Origin of the sequence: Kribbella shirazensis, from assembly GCF_011761605.1 — a bacterium.
Lineage (GTDB): Bacteria > Actinomycetota > Actinomycetes > Propionibacteriales > Kribbellaceae > Kribbella > Kribbella shirazensis.
On sequence record NZ_JAASRO010000001.1, the window covers coordinates 1,820,051 to 1,834,720 of the forward strand.

General features: G+C 69.1%; 13 protein-coding genes. 3 read left to right on the forward strand and 10 right to left on the reverse strand.

Features of this window, described 5'->3' with window-relative positions; genetic code table 11:
• Together BJY22_RS09010 and BJY22_RS09015 are read left to right on the forward strand one after the other, a co-directional pair.
• Window positions 1–651: a methyltransferase domain-containing protein gene (locus tag BJY22_RS09010; RefSeq protein WP_167205216.1), complete on the forward strand. Its 651-nt coding sequence runs from the start codon at window positions 1–3 to the stop codon at window positions 649–651.
• 19 nt (window positions 652–670) lie between these two features.
• Window positions 671–1,519 carry a hypothetical protein gene (locus BJY22_RS09015; RefSeq protein ID WP_167205218.1) on the forward strand — a complete coding sequence of 283 codons (849 nt, stop codon included), beginning with the start codon at window positions 671–673 and terminating at the stop codon, window positions 1,517–1,519.
• A gap of 62 nt (window positions 1,520–1,581) precedes the next feature.
• Here BJY22_RS09015 and BJY22_RS09020 read toward each other — a convergent pair whose 3' ends face one another.
• The gene (locus BJY22_RS09020) at window positions 1,582–2,205 is read right to left on the reverse strand and encodes a transglycosylase family protein (protein ID WP_167205220.1); all 624 of its coding nucleotides are present in this window, start codon (window positions 2,203–2,205) and stop codon (window positions 1,582–1,584) included.
• A 408-nt stretch (window positions 2,206–2,613) separates the two neighbouring features.
• On the opposite strand from BJY22_RS09020, the gene BJY22_RS09025 reads away from it, so the two are divergent.
• Window positions 2,614–3,213: a response regulator transcription factor gene (locus tag BJY22_RS09025; protein WP_337758408.1), complete on the forward strand. Its 600-nt coding sequence runs from the start codon at window positions 2,614–2,616 to the stop codon at window positions 3,211–3,213.
• Here BJY22_RS09025 and BJY22_RS09030 read toward each other — a convergent pair.
• From BJY22_RS09030 to BJY22_RS09070, 9 genes are all read right to left on the reverse strand, one after another.
• Window positions 3,192–4,874: an ABC transporter ATP-binding protein gene (locus tag BJY22_RS09030; RefSeq protein ID WP_167205224.1), complete on the reverse strand. Its 1,683-nt coding sequence runs from the start codon at window positions 4,872–4,874 to the stop codon at window positions 3,192–3,194. The two genes, BJY22_RS09025 and BJY22_RS09030, sit on opposite strands and share 22 nt — an antisense overlap.
• Window positions 4,871–6,523 carry an ABC transporter ATP-binding protein gene (locus BJY22_RS09035; protein ID WP_167205226.1) on the reverse strand — a complete coding sequence of 551 codons (1,653 nt, stop codon included), beginning with the start codon at window positions 6,521–6,523 and terminating at the stop codon, window positions 4,871–4,873. The genes BJY22_RS09030 and BJY22_RS09035 overlap by 4 nt, the downstream gene beginning before the upstream one ends.
• A gap of 97 nt (window positions 6,524–6,620) precedes the next feature.
• Entirely contained in the window at window positions 6,621–8,468 is a 1,848-nt protein-coding gene (locus tag BJY22_RS09040) for a prolyl oligopeptidase family serine peptidase (protein WP_337758409.1), read from the reverse strand.
• Between the two features lie 143 nt (window positions 8,469–8,611).
• The gene (locus BJY22_RS09045; RefSeq protein WP_130387812.1) at window positions 8,612–8,749 is read right to left on the reverse strand and encodes a SapB/AmfS family lanthipeptide; all 138 of its coding nucleotides are present in this window, start codon (window positions 8,747–8,749) and stop codon (window positions 8,612–8,614) included.
• Window positions 8,750–8,753: 4 nt separating this feature from the next.
• Window positions 8,754–11,309, reverse strand: a complete 2,556-nt coding sequence (gene lanKC, locus BJY22_RS09050) for a class III lanthionine synthetase LanKC (RefSeq protein ID WP_167205228.1) — start codon at window positions 11,307–11,309, stop codon at window positions 8,754–8,756.
• Window positions 11,310–11,542: 233 nt separating this feature from the next.
• Window positions 11,543–12,604 (reverse strand): ABC transporter ATP-binding protein, encoded by a 1,062-nt coding sequence (locus tag BJY22_RS09055; protein WP_167205230.1) that lies wholly within the window; start codon window positions 12,602–12,604, stop codon window positions 11,543–11,545.
• On the reverse strand, window positions 12,601–13,407 hold the full coding sequence (modB, locus tag BJY22_RS09060; RefSeq protein WP_167205231.1) for a molybdate ABC transporter permease subunit: 807 nt from the start codon (window positions 13,405–13,407) through the stop codon (window positions 12,601–12,603). The genes BJY22_RS09055 and modB overlap by 4 nt, the downstream gene beginning before the upstream one ends.
• Entirely contained in the window at window positions 13,404–14,192 is a 789-nt protein-coding gene (gene modA, locus BJY22_RS09065) for a molybdate ABC transporter substrate-binding protein (protein ID WP_167205233.1), read from the reverse strand. Before modA ends, modB begins: the two co-directional genes overlap by 4 nt.
• A complete protein-coding gene (locus tag BJY22_RS09070; protein WP_202891042.1) occupies window positions 14,192–14,599 on the reverse strand; it encodes a TOBE domain-containing protein in 408 nt (135 codons plus the stop codon). Before BJY22_RS09070 ends, modA begins: the two co-directional genes overlap by 1 nt.
• Window positions 14,600–14,670 lie beyond the last annotated feature (71 nt).

Sequence of the window (14,670 nt, forward strand, 5' to 3'; positions counted from 1 at the left end):
GTGCTGGTGACCTCGCGCTCGTACGCCGAGTACGAAGCGATGTTCGACCTGAAGGAACTCCCGGAGTCCGTGCTCGACTGCAGTGGTGGCGGCTCGAGCTTCACCGCCGAGGCTGCCGCCCGCGGGGTCGATGCGATCGCCGTCGACCCGGCCTACGAGCTGGCGCCTGCCGAGCTCGTCGACACGGTGCGTCGTAGCCTGCCGGCCGGCAACGGAATCGTCGACGAGCACCAGGGCAGCTTCGTCTGGCATTGGTACGGCGAGCCCGCCCGGCGTGACGAGATGCGGATCGACGCGGCCGATCGGTTCCTGCAGGACGTCACCACGTCACCGGAGCGCTACGTCCCGGGCAGCCTGCCGGACCTGCCGTTCCCGGACCGGCGCTTCGAGTTGGTGCTGTGTTCCCACCTGCTGTTCACCTGGGCGGACACGTTCGACCGCGTCTGGCATCTGGCCGCGCTCCGCGAGCTCGTGCGGGTGGCCGACTCCGAGGTCAGGATCTTCCCGCTGGTGATACAGGGCGCCGGCGAGTCGGTACCCTTCCTGCCGGACGTTCTCGCCGAGCTCGACGGCGTAACCTGCGAGATCCGCAAGGTCCCCTACGAGTTCCAGGTCGGCGCCGACGAGATGCTGGTCATCACCCGCACCTGACCGTAGTCTGCCCTCACCGTTGGGGTGGGCGGGCGGTGGGGCGGATCCTGATCCGCGGGCCCGCGGAGGCGCCGTCGAGCTCGCCGTCTGGCAGTACCTGATCGGTGTGAGCGCGATGATGTGGGTGCTGCTCGCCGGATTCGGGCTGGTGCTGCTGCGGCGACTGACCGAGGACGCCGCCGTCCGGCCCGTCGACGGCGACGCGTCAGGTCGTCGCGCGACCGTCCGGTTCGTCGGCTTCGTCTTTGCGGTGATCGTCGTACCGCTCCTGATCGGCGCCGCCGCTGGGTTGCGGAACCCGTACGTCATGGAGGGGCAGAACTGGAAGATCCCGCTGCTCCACCTGATCGCGGGATGCGCCAATCTGCCGGTCCTCGTGGCGCTGAAGCGCATCGAGCTCACAGCGGCCGATGACCGCGGATGGGGGACCACGCCTGCGGACATCGCTCGCCTGCGGCTGCTTCGCCGTACGACGCGACTCGCGACGGCGGGACTGGGCGCGGTGATCGCGCTGGCCGTGATCGCCACCGGAGCGCTTCGCCAGGCAACTGCCGCGGCCGGCCTGACGCCACTGCCGGACACCTTCGGCGTCGTGTACGGCGCCGCGTTCACCGGTGTCGTCGCCGGCGTTCACCTCTACGTGTCGTCGGCGGTCGAGAACCGGGCGCGCCGCCTGCTGGATCAGGTCGCGGCGTTGCCGGACCCGTCCGCGGTGTCACCGCAGGAGTTCAGCGCCGGCCGATCGCTCCGCGGTGAAGTGGCGGAGGAACTCGAACTCGGGGTGGATCCCCGCGCCGACCTGCAGAGCCTCCTGGCGGTGCTGTCACCGCTGATCGGTGCCCTGCTGACCAAGGTCGGCGGTCTCTGAGCCGGAGTGGCCGGGCGAACAGGGGAGGACGGTCTACCGCCGTCCGCCCGGCCGGGGTCGGATCAGCGGAGGTACTTGCCGCAGACCGGCCACGGGGAGGCGCCGCGCTGCGCGTAGAGCTTCTTCGCGCGCATCAGCTGCTCGGCCGCGGAGGCCTTCGCCGGGTTCCCGGAGCCGCCGACGCTGCGCCAGGTCTGCAGGTCGAACTGGAACAGCCCGTAGTAGCCGGCCGGGTTCACGGCGCGCGGGTTGCCGCTGGACTCGCAGTCCGCGACCTTCGCCCAGGCGCCGCTCAGGTTCGCCTTGCCACTGCTCGGGCGGTCCTCGGAGCGGGTGGTCCGCTGCTCGCGGTCGCGCTTCGTGGTCTTCTTCTTGGTCTCGGACTTCTTCTCGGCGACCCGCGGGCTCTGGTCGGCGGACTTCTTCACACCGTCCAGCGTCAGGGTCTGCCCGATCAGGATGAGGTTCGGGTCCTGCAGGTTGTTGATCCGCGCCAGTTCGTGCCAGTCGGTGCCGTTGGCTGCCGCGATCTCGGAGAGGGTGTCGCCGGCTTTGACCTGGTAGTCGGTCGCGAACGCCGCACCGGCGCCGGCGGCGGTGATGCCGGCTCCCAGACCGGCGATGGACAGGGTTCGGGCCACCCGGCGAGTGCTTCGCCGGGCGCGCGCATGTCGGGCCTTGGACATCTGAAATGCGCTCCTCGTGAGCTTGGGCATGGTGGAACTCACCAGGCCCCCCGTGCAGGGGTGGGGGCGATCGGACAGGTCACAGGACGGCGTCCGAACGGTCACGCCACGGTAACGGCGCGACCTGAGTCATCCTCGGTGAGGTTCTGCGGAAACGCAAGTCCAGATCGGGATCTGCCCCGAACTTTTTCCAGGGCATGACATACCGAAACCCCAACAACAGAACGGTTTCCGCCCCTCGCCACGCCGCGACCGAAGCGCCGGAACCGATCGGTTTATCGCCGTTGGCGGCCAGGTCGTGCGTGTCATCCGGTGGGTTCGCTCGTTGTTCGAAGCACGGGCACCGCCGTCCGGCAGGTTCTGCCGCCGGGGTGTGGTGAGGCAACGGATGTGATGGGGGCAGGAGCGGTGATCCGAGTAGCTCTCGGCCATCGCGGCACGTTGGTGCGTGGTGCACTGGCCGCGGTGCTGGCAAGGGAGAACGACCTGGACGTGGTGGCGGAGGTGGACAGCTCCGAGGACGTCCTCCAGGTCGCCGGGCGGCGCCCCGACGTGTTCCTGATCGACCCACGACTGCCGGGCCGGATCCGGACCGAGGAACTGTGCCGCAAACTTGCCGGGCGCGGCGTGCTGGTGCTGATCGACCACGAGGCGATCGCCGCCACGAGCCTCGCGCTGGTGAAGCAGGCGCCCCGGATCGGGCTGATCGCTACGGACGCGACCACCGATCAGCTGGTACAGGCGGTCCGCGACGTGGCGAAGGGGCTGCCCGTGGTCGACGTACGGCTGGCTGTGGCTGCTCTGAAGGCCGGTGACAATCCGCTGACCGACCGTGAGTGCGAGGTACTGCGCCAGGTCATGACGGGCGCGACGGCGCAGGAGGTTGCCCGCACGCTGAGCCTGAGCGCCGGGACCGTCCGCAACTACCTGTCCCGCATCCTCGCGAAGACAGGTTCACGCAGCCGCATCGAGGCCATCCGGAAAGCTCACGAGGCCGGCTGGATCTGAGAAGGTGTCCAGCTGCCGTGCAGGTCGCGGTACATCCGGGACGTGCGCATCAGGGCGGCGTGGCTTCCGAGGGCTGCCTTGTTGCCGTCCAGCACCAGGATGCGGCGCGCGCGGAGCGCGGAGCTGATCCGGTGCGCGATCACGATGAGCGTCCCGGGGCGCTGCGCGAACGCTTCCTCGGCCTGACGTTCCGCCTCGGGGTCGAGGAAGCAGGTCGCCTCGTCGAGGACGACGAGTGGCGCCGGGGACAGGTAGGCGCGGACCAACGCGAGCAGTTGCTTCTCGCCGGCGGACAGTTCACCTGGCCTGACTACGGCCTGCAGCCCGCCGATCCGGTCGATCAGCCGCGTGGCGCCGATCGCCTGTACGGCGTGCTCCACCTGGGCAGCTGTTGCATCGGGCAACAAGTACGTGATGTTGTCGTGGACGGTACCGCTGAAGACATATGCCTCCTGCGGAATCAGCACCCGCGTCTGCGCGAGCCGCTCGGCAGTCACCTCGGTAGGTGGCACGCCACCGAGCAGCAGCCGGCCGCCCGTCGGCGCGAGCATCCCGCAGACCAGACCGGCCAGCGTCGACTTTCCGATACCGCTCGGTCCGACGACAGCGAGATGATCGCCCTCGGGAATCGTGAGCTCGAGCTTGTCCAGCACCGGCTCGGCCTTGGGCCCGTACGCGAACGTCAGCCCGCGCAGGCGGATCTGATAGCCGTTGAGCTCGTCGACCGGTCGCGGTTGCTCAGTCGGCGGTGAGGTGTCGAGGATCCGCCCGAGCGTGATCACGTACCGCAGACCGCTGTCGCCGAGTGCGTTCATGACCGTGTTCAACGCGGGCTGCAGTCCGATCAGGACATAGGTGAGCCCACCGAGCAGCGTGCCCGTGCTGACCCCACGTCCCACCAGCCACGGTCCTGCCGCGAGCAGGATCAGCAACGGCAGCCAACCACCGACAGCGAAGCACAGCGTCCGCAGCGCCGACACCTTCGCCAGCGCCCGCTCCGCTGCCGCCTGCGCCGCGATCGGCTGACCGGCCAGCCATTCCGCGTACTCCTCGGTCCCGGACGCGGTGATGTCGCGTACGCCGCCGAACACCATGCCCGCCGACGCTGCGAGCTCCTCGTCCGCCGTCAGCGACGCCCGCACCCGGTCCGCCGCCATCCCGAGCACCGCGAGCGACAGCACGAATCCCAGCAGGAACGGCGGTACGACGAACGCCGCGACGAGTGGAGCCAGCGACAACAACCCGGTGAGTACGCCGAACAGCGTGACCGCGAAACTCCGCAGTACCAGGACGAGGCCCGCGAACGTGTCCCTGACGATCTCGACCTGCCGGTTCAGTCGCGCAACCGCACCGTCGTCCCCGGTGCGCAGTGCGCCGCCGACAACCCGTCGTACCAAGTCGTCCCGCAGCGGCTCGACCAGCTCACCCAACCGCCCGTACACCTGCCGGGCCCCGGCCGCGCCGAGGCAGGCCGTCGCGACCAAACCACCGAGCCACGCGATCCCTTGCCACGCGTGCCCGGCGAGAAAGCTGTCCGTCGCCCGCGCCACCGCGATCCCGTACACCGCCGTCGGCAGGATCTCCGGTATCGACCATCCGATCAGCCCGACCGTGGCCCGGGTCCGCAATGCGGCAGCGCCGTACGACAGCTCACGTCTCATGCGAAAACGGCTCGGTACGACGTGTTGCGCCAGAGGTCGGCGTGAGGTGCGATGGCGCGGACCTGGCCGCGGTCGAGCCAGATGACCAGGTCGGCGCGGGCCGCGGTGGCCGGGCGGTGCGTGACGATCAGGCGGGTGCGGTGGTGGCGGTCCTCGGTCAGCGTCCGGCTGATCTGGCGTTCGGTCGCGGTGTCGAGGCTCGACGTGGCGTCGTCGAGGACGAGCAGGCGGCGCGCCGACCAGGCGCGGGCGAGTCCGAGGCGCTGGCGTTCACCACCGGACATCGGTGCCTTGCGCAACGACGTGAAGTACCCGTCGGGCAGTCGGCTGACGAAGTCGTGGGCGTGGGTGGCGCGCGCGGCGGCGAGCGTCCGGATCGGGCTGACCGCCTGCGGATCGATGGCCTCGCCAACGGTCCGGCCGATCAGCTGCGGCCGCTCGAACGCACACCCGACGGCACTGCGCAACGCCCGCCGGCTGACGGCCTGCAGCGGTACGCCGTCCAGCGAAACCTGGCCTGTCGACGGATCCCGCAGCCGCGCCGCGACCGCCGCGAGCACGGACTTGCCGGCGCCGCTCGGGCCGACCACCGCCACGGTGATACCGCCCGGGAGGTCGAGATTCACGTTGTCCAGCAGGAGATTTCCGTCGGCGACCACGCTGACGCCGTCGAAGGTCAGCTGTCCCGGGCCGGCCGGAAGCGGCAGCGTGCCGTGGGCGACGGACTCGATCGCGATCACCTCGGCGGAGCGCCGCACACCGGCCTTGGCGCGGGCGAGTTCGCCGATGACGCCGGTGAGGTTGCCGAGTCCGGCCCCGAGCACGGCGTACTGCGAGGCGGCGAACAGCTCGCCCGCCGTGACGTTGCCGTTGACGAGTTGGAGTCCGCCGACGGCCAGGACGGCGACCAGGACGAGCGGGCCGACGACCGCGGCCTGTGCGCCGGAGCGGGCGAGGATCCGCCAGGTGACGACGCCGTGCCGGTGGAGCTCGGGAAGCAGGCCCAGAACGCGACGCTCTTCGCGTTCCGTCGTACCGGCGGCGGTGATCGTGCGGATGCCGGTGAGGGATTCGGAGAGCAGAGCGGCGATGCGGCCCTGGGTCTCCTGGTAGGACAGGCTGACGTTGGCGGTTCGTTTGGCGAAGGTCCAGAGGACCAGAACGACGAGCAGTACGCCTCCGAAGAAGGCAGCTGCCAGCCAGAGGTCGATGACTGCGAGCAGGACGAGGCTGCCGAGGGGAGGAGCGATCGCGGCGATCGCAGTCACTGCCGCCGGGCCGGCCTGGGCCGCGTCGGTCGCGTTGGCCGATACGCGGGTGACAAGGTCGCCGGTGTCGAAGTTCCGGGTGCCTTCCGGGCCGCCGCGGACGACGTGCCGTACCAGTCGGTGCCGCAGCCAGGCGGTGGTTTCGGCGACGCAGGCGGCGCCGGCGAACGCGTCGATGATGCTGGCCGCGATCCCGAGCGCGATCAGCGAAGCCGCGACGACGAGCCAGCGGGTGTAGCCGGTGCCGGCCACGATCGAGTCGACGGACCGGCCGAGGACCGCCGGAAGCGCGAGGGTGACACCGCTGCCGACCAGCGCGTTGACCCCGATCAACGGCAACCAACCACGGCCGTGCTTCGCCACTTCGCCGAAGCCGGTCATGGGCCCTCCCGGCCTGGACTGAGGAGCGGAGCGACGAGGGAAGGCCGGGAGTCACAGGCCCATGACCCAGCGCGCCGGAGGCGCGCAATGTGCACGGTCATGGGGTCACCAGGCCGGTCTGGTCGGCGAGGAAGGCGAGCAGGTCGGCGGCCAGGTTGATCCCGCCCGTCGTGTGCCCGGCGTCCGGCTCGAACCTCAGCAGCACCGGCCGCCCGCTCGCCGTCGCATGCTGCAAGGCCGCGCACATCTTCCTGGCGTGCAAGGGATCCACGCGGGTGTCGTTCCCGAACGCGGTCAGTAGCACCGCCGGATACTTCACGCCCTCGGTGACGCGGTGGTACGGCGAGTAGGACAGCAGGTTCTCGAAGTCGTCCGCGTCCTGCGCCGATCCGTACTCCGCGGTCCAGCGCTCACCGAGACCGGACAGCTCGTAGCGGATCATGTCCGTCAACGGAGCCGAGCAGACCGCGGCCGCGAACAACTCCGGCCGCTGGGTGAGCGCGGCCGCCGTGAGCAGCCCGCCGTTGGACTCACCGCAGATCGCGAGCTGGTCCGCCGTAGTCCAGCCGTCCGCGATCAGGTGCTCGGCCGCGGCGATGAACTCGTCGAAGACGTTCTGCTTGTTGTGACGGGTACCGGCGTCGCGCGACGTCCCGTCACCGCTGAGGGTGGCTGTCACGAACGATCCGCCCGCCTCGACCCACGCCAGCGCGAAGGCGGAGTACGTCGGCGTGAGCGACTGCCCGAACCCGCCGTACCCGTAGAGAATCGTGGGACGTGGTCCCGGCTTGCCGATCACGCGCAGCTCGACACCAGAGCTGGTGGTCAGAAGGTGGGTCTCGACGGGTGTGGTCTCTGTCTGCTGATGCGTTGTCTGACCTGTGCCGGCGTCGTAGCAGTAGACGGTCGGCGGCGTGACGCTGTCTGTGTAACTGAACCATGCGCGGTTGCCGTGGGCTGTGAGTGAACCGACGGACCCGTGGCCCGGGAGCTCCAGAGTGCTCAGCCGTCGGCCGCTCTCTCGGTCGTGTACGGCGATCTCGGTCGCCGTACTGACCAGCACGATGTCGTCGAGGATCGCGAGACCGGTCATCGTCTCGCGTGGCTGGATGTAGTCGTGCCAGACCGTCGGCTCGGTGGGATCACCGACGCAGATCCGGCCGGTGGGTGAGCCCTGCGTGGTGACGACGTACAGGCGGCCGTCCGGCCCGACCGACATGATCGTGGTGGCGTCCTGCGGGAGGTACGTCGGTGGCGCGTCGATCGTGAGGTCCGCGAACCACAGGTCGCTCGCCGTACAGATCGTCAGCCAGCGACCGTCCGCGCTGATCTCGAGTCCGTACGACGCCTCGTCCGCGAGGATTGTGGTGTCGTCGGAGTCGCCCAGGCGGTGTCGTCGTACCTGACGAAAACGCACGTAGTAGAACGTGCTGTTGTCCGGAAGCCACGCGACGGGGGAGTAGCGGCAGCCGTCGAGCGGACCGTCGAGCAGCTGGCCGCTCGCGACGTCCAGCACGAACAGCGTCGACTGTTCGGTGCCGCCGCGCGACAGTTGGAAGGCGAGCCTGGAGCCGTCCGGAGACGGTTGCCACGCGTCGAGCGTGGTCCGACCGGACGGGTCGAGTTGCGTCGGGTCGATCAGCGGCGTCTCGTCGACGTACAGAACGGCCTGCTCCCGGCCCGGCTCGCGACGGAGCGTGAAGCAGCGGCCGCCACGCCAGACCGGTGTGGAGACACTGCTGACGTTCGACAGGCGCCGTACTGCGTTCTTCCACCGGAATCTGGTGGTCAGCGAACCGGCGTACGTCAGCCACAACTCGTCCTGGTCCCGTAGCCACCGCTCGGAGGCCGACGGGTCCTCGAGCCAGCGGTACGGATCCGCGACGGTACGACCGTGCACCTGCTCCACGAGCGTCAGACGCTCGGCGCATGGATAAGACTGCACGGAGTAGATCACCTCACTCTCCCCTGTGTCCCATCAACACAACGAGCCGGCGGGCCCGGGGCTACCAGGTGCTGGGGACAGGTCGGCCCTGGGTGGGTATGCCGCCCACCCAGGGCCTCACTACCTGGCATTACAGGTGCCGATCAGTGGCAGAGCAGCAGGCTCAGGTTGCTCGGGGTCTGCGACGCGCAGCCCAGCACGGTCAGCGTGGAGCCGCCGTGGTGGTGGCCGCCGTGGCCGTAACCCGGGGTCTCGAGACCCTGAAGGTCGAGAAGTGCCATGTTTTTACACCTCCTTCGGTGCAGATCGTCGGGATGAGTACTCGGACCACTGGGGAGGTCCGAGGAACGGGAGGGACACCGGCGCGTCGTGCAGCGCCGTTCCCAGGGCCAGCAGTACGCCGGCCGATCCGGTCGCCAGGTCCATCGAGAGACGGAGCAGCTGGTTGCCGGGGTACGCGAGGCCGCCCTCGAACGGCATCGCATGCCAGCCGAGACCGTGCACGAGGTCATGTACCGGGTCACCGAGTGCAGCGGCGGCGAGGAGGATGCCGGCGCGGCCCATGAACAGCCCCGGCTGCACGTAGTAGGAGCAGTGTGTGACGCGCTTCAGCTCGTCGAGGGTCTTGGTGAGCTCGTCGGACGGACGGTGGTGCAGGTAGCGCTCGAGGACGAGCGCGACGCCGGCCGATCCTTCCTCGAGGTACGGCAGTGTCCGCCAGCCCTGGTTGACCTGGCGCATCCCGTCCTCGGTGAGCACGGTCCGCTTGAGGTCCTGCCGGATCGCGATCTCCGCCAGGTCGAGGAGGCCGGTGTCGCCGAGCCGCTCGAACGCCTCGAGGAACAGCAGCGCGGGCCCGGACGACCCGTACATCAGGCCGGCCCGCGGGTGCTGACCGCCGCTGATCTCCGGTACGTCGGTCTGGATCCGGTCGGCGACCAGATCCAGCACGCGGACGGCGTTCGCCCGGAGCGCGGGCTCGGTGTCGAAGTGCAGAAGGCCCAGACCGATGCCGGCCAGGCCCGAGTGCAGCCCGAGCTCGCGGGAGGTCCAGTCGTCGGCCAGAGTGCGGTCGACCAGATCCAGGGCGTCCTGGTGGTGGCCGAGCTCGTCGAGTACGTGGGCGACGCCGTGCAGACCGTCGTACAGACCTGGTCCCATGGCGGTGCTGACGGCCTGCTTGCGCAGCCAGTCGTCGTACTCCGGGAAGCATCCCGCGCCGGTCTTCGCGAGCGCGTAGAGGACACCGGCCGCTCCGGTCGCCAGGTCGATGCCGCCGCCGTCGCGGAACTGCGCGATATCGCCGGGGAACAAGCGGTCGGTGCGTTCGGGGGTGGCGCCGGCGACGATCGCCTTGGTGAGCGCGGCGCGTACGTCGGCCCACTCCGCCTTGCCGGGCAACGCGAGGTCGGCCAGGTCGTTGCACCCGTCGGAACCGACGATCGTGCGGACGGCCTCGTCGAGCTGGGCGCGCGGCACCGGGAACGTCTCGGCGATCATGTCGGCGAGCTGGAACGCCTTACCGGGATGCAGATTCAGCAGGGTCGTTGCCTGCGGCGCATAAACCCCGAGTGCGATACAGGCGAGCGCGTAGCGGTCGACGTCGACGCCCTGCCGGTCCTGCGGAGCGGCGTACCCGGGATGGGCGAGCGTCGAGCGGGCCTGGTCCTCGGCCTTCGTCGCGACCTCGAAGTCGATCAGCGTGAGCTTGCCGTTCACATCGAGCAGGAGATTGTCGGGATGCAGGTCGCAGAACACGACGCCCCGCTCGTGCAGCTGACCGACCGCCGCACCGACCTTGGCGATCATCTCGGTCGCCCATTCGGCGTACGCCGCCTTGTCCGCTGCTGTCGCGTCCGGGTGCGTGAGCGGATAACGGCGTACCAGCTCGCGCTGCAGCGACACCGAATCGATGTGCTCCTGCACGAGGAAGTGGTGCTCGCCCAGCTGCAGGTAGTCGTGCGTCTTCGGTACTGCGTCGAGGCCGTCGAGCTGCACCAGGATGTCGCGCTCGTGGGAGATCCGGGCCACCGCGTCGCGGCCGGCCATGTCCAGACCGGCGTACGGGCGGCCCTCCTTGAGGACCACGCGGTCACCGGTCTCGTTGTGGTGGCCGAGGTACACGCCGCCGCCGTTGGAGAACTGGATGACACCGTCGATCGTGTAGGCGAGCTCGTCGGTGGTGACCGCGTTGCGGGCCTCGAGATGCGGCTGCAGGAAGTCCGGGAGCTGCACCCACGGCGGTGTGACGAACGTCGGTCCGCGATGGTCCGGGACGAGATTGCCGTGGATGTCCTCGATCGCCAGCACGCGCTCGCCGGTCGGCGACAGGCAGTGCCGGCTGACGAAGGCGCCGTACCGGACGAAGAGCGGACCGTCCGCGTAGCGCAGATCGCTCAGGATGTAAGGGCCTTCGACGCCGTGGAGGACTTCGTCGAGCTCCTTGAGGATCAGCTCGAGCTGAGCGTCGTCGGCCGGGTAGATCGTCACCAGCTTGCCGCTCGACCCGCGGGGAGCGGCCTTCGAGTTCACCATCACCAGGACGGCCTCGTTACGCAGGAACTTGAACGCGATGCCGCGCGGGACGCAGTACTCCCACACCGCCTCGAGCGTCCGCTCGACGTCCTGCAACCGCGCCGAGACGTGGATCTTCCAGCCCTGGGCCGGCAAGGCCAGACTGCGGGGTGCGTAGTGCATCCACTGCTCGCCCGGCACGTGCTCCCAGTCGTCGGGAACGGCGCGCCCCGTGATCGCGAAATCCGGATGCTGAGCACCACGCCTGGCCGGCGTCTCGTAGAACCGCCGATCCGCAAGGCAGTAGAACTCGTAACTCTCGTGCATGACTGTCCGACCCCCTTTCGTGGTGCCCCGCCACATCTTGGGCGCCGTCGCCGGGGTCGGCGTAGTGCACGATGTCATCACTCTGATGTGAAGAACTCACGCACTACGAGTGAGTAACTAAACACTCTTCGTTACCGTACTGCGCATCCTGAGCGTGAATCGGCCCGTGACAACATGTCAATCCGCGACAACCATGTCACGGCCCGTAACCTTCCTCGATGTTCGTCGTCGGCCTACACCGGATAGGTGTGGACCTCGGTGGCTTTGAGGGTGGGGTGGAGGGGTTGGCCGGGGGTGAGGTGGAGGTCGGCTACTGCCGCGGGGGTGATGTCGGCGAGGAGGTCGGCCGGGCCGGTGGGGGTCGCGTCGAGGCGGACGCGGACGGTGTGGGCGTGTTGTTCGATGCCGGTGACGACGGCGGGCCACGTGTTGCGGGGGCTGCCGGATGGTGGCTCGAGGTAGAGGCTGACGGCCGTGGGTGGGAAGGCGACGTGGACTGGGCCGGACGCGGGCTCCGCAAGGGTGATGGTGCCGCCGTCGGTCAGGGTGACGGTGGTGCCGTCGGCGGTGCCTCGGTAGAGGTTCAGGCCGACCAGCTGAGCGACGTAGTCGGTGCGGGGGCGGTGCGCCACCTCGGTGGGCTTGCCTTGCTGGACGACCTGGCCGTTCTCGATGATCACCAGGCGGTCTGCGAGGACCATGGCGTCCAGTGGGTCATGGGTGACCAGTACGGTGCGTCCCTCGAAGCGGGAGAGATGCTGGCCCAGTTCGGCGCGGACGTGGAGGGTAGTGCTGGCGTCCAGTGCGGCGAGCGGTTCGTCCAGCAGTAGTACCTCGGGGTTCGTGGCCAATGCCCTCGCCAGTGCGACGCGTTGCGCCTGGCCGCCGGACAGGGCGCGAGGGCGGGTGCGGGCGTAGTCCGACAGGCCAACGGTGTCGAGCCAGCGAGCAGCCTCCAAGCGGGCGGTCTGCTTGTCGGTGCCGCGAGCACGGAGACCGAACGCCACGTTCTCCAAGCAGCTCAGGTGGTTGAAGAGCAAGTAGTCCTGGAAGACCACACCGATCGGCCGACGGTCCGGCGTACGGAACGTCCGTGGTGGCTCGTCCCAGACCGCAGACTCCAGTGTGATGCGTCCACTGTCCAGTGCGATCAGTCCGGCGAGTGTGCGGAGCGCGGTGGTCTTGCCGGCGCCGTTGGGTCCGAGAAGTGCAACCACCTCACCTGGCTCCACGGTTAGGTCCAGTGCGAGGTCGAAGGCGCCGCGGCTCACCCGCAGGTCGGCGTACAGAGTCATCGGAGCCCGCTGATCCAGCGCTCGCGAAGAGACGCCAGTACGACGACAGACACAAGCAGCAGCACGAGACTCAGTACTACGGCCACGTCAGGATCAGTCTCCAACGCGAGGTACACGGCCAGCGGCATGGTCGTCGTACGCCCCGGAAAGTTGCCCGCGAACGTGATGGTGGCACCGAACTCGCCCAGCGCACGCGCCCAGCACAGCACCATCCCCGCAACGAGACCTGGCGCGATCGAAGGCAGTGTCACGCGGCGGAACGTCAGCCACCGCCCCGCACCGAGTGTCGCCGCCGCCTCCTCGTACCGCGGATCAGCTGCACGCAATGCGCCCTCAACGGAGATCACCAGGAACGGCATGGCCACAAACGCCTCCGCCACCACCACACCGGCCGTGGTGAACGGCAACGAGAACCCGAACCACGTGTCGAGGTGCTGACCAACCAGACCGCGTCGCCCGAGTACGAGTAGTAGCGCAACACCGCCCACTACCGGTGGCAGTACCAGGGGCACGGTCACGAACGCGCGGATCACGCTCCGCCCCGGCAGCTCACCCCTCGCGAGCAGCCACGCCAGCGGTACGCCGAGCAGCACGCACATCGCCGTAGCAGCCGTAGCGCACACCAGCGACAGCCGCAGGGCCTGCCAAACCTCAGCACTGAACAGCCGTCGCGGCAGCGTGGACCAAGGCGCCTCAGCCAGCAGCCCTACCAGCGGGACCAGCAGGAACGCCAGCCCGAGGAGAGCAGGCAGCAGGAGTACGACGGGCAGCCGCCCGCTCGTACTCCTGCCACGACGACTCACGGCGCGCCGAAACCGGCCGCGGTCAGGACGGCCTTGCCCTTGGCGGACAGGACATAGCTGACGAACGCCTTGGCGCCGTCCGGGTTCGGGGCGTCGGTCAGCGTGGCGATCGGGTACTCGTTGACCGCCTTGCTCGCCTCCGGGAACTCGATGCCCTCGACCTTGTCCTTGGCGGACTGCACGTCGGTCTTGTAGACGAGTGCCGCGTCGACCTCGTCCAGACCGACCTTGGTGAGCGCCGCCTTGACGTCCTTCTCGAGGGTGTCCGGCTGAGGCGTGATCCCGGCCGCCTTGAACACCTCGTCAGCCGCCGCCCCGCACGGCACTTCAGCGGCGCACAGGGCGATCTTCTTGTTCTTGTCGGCGAAGTCCTGCAGGCCGGTGACGCCGCCCGGGTTGCCCTTCGGTACGGCGATCTCCAGCGTGTTCTTCGCGAACGTCGTCGGTGTGCCCTTGGCCCGCACGTCGTCCATGTTCTTCGGCGCAGCGGAGGCGAACACGTCGGCCGGAGCACCCTTGTCGATCTGCTGGGCCAGGGCCGAGCTGCCGTCGAAGTTGAGGTTCACCTTCACCCCGGGATGCGCGGCCTCGAAGTCCTTGCCCAGCTGGGTGAACGTCCCGGTCAGCGAGGCGGCGGCGAAGACGTTGATCTCGCCCGACACCTCCGCCGTACCGGAGCCGGCCGCCGTTGAGGACGCCGCCGGGCTGTCACTACCGCAGCCGGCGAGCGCGGCCACGCCGGCGAGCGCGGCGGCGAGGACGGCGATCGCGGTACGGCGGAACATCAGCCCTCCGGGATCTCGACGACGACGTGCGTGGACTTGATCGACGCGACGGCGATCACCCCCGGCTCCAGCCCGAGCTCGTCGGCAGCCTCGCGGCTCATCAGCGACACGACCCGGAACGGCCCGGCCTGCATCTCGACCTGGGCCATCACACCGTCCTTGAGCACCCGGGTGACGATCCCGCGCATCCGGTTGCGCGCCGAGGCTGCGGCGGTGTGGCCGGGCTCCGGCGAGTCGGCCAGCTCCTGGGCGAACGCGGCGAGCGCCCGCCCGTCGACGGCCATCCGGCCGCTCTCCTGTTTCGAGGGCAACCGGCCCTGGTCGATCCAGCGCCGGACCGTGTCGTCACTGACTCCCAGGAGCGCGGCTGCCTCGCTCACCCGCAAATTCGGCACATTCGCCAGCATAGTGCCGCAGACACGGATTGATGCCAGCTTTTCCACAGTCGCGAAGCGGTGACGGAAAGTAGTGGCGATTC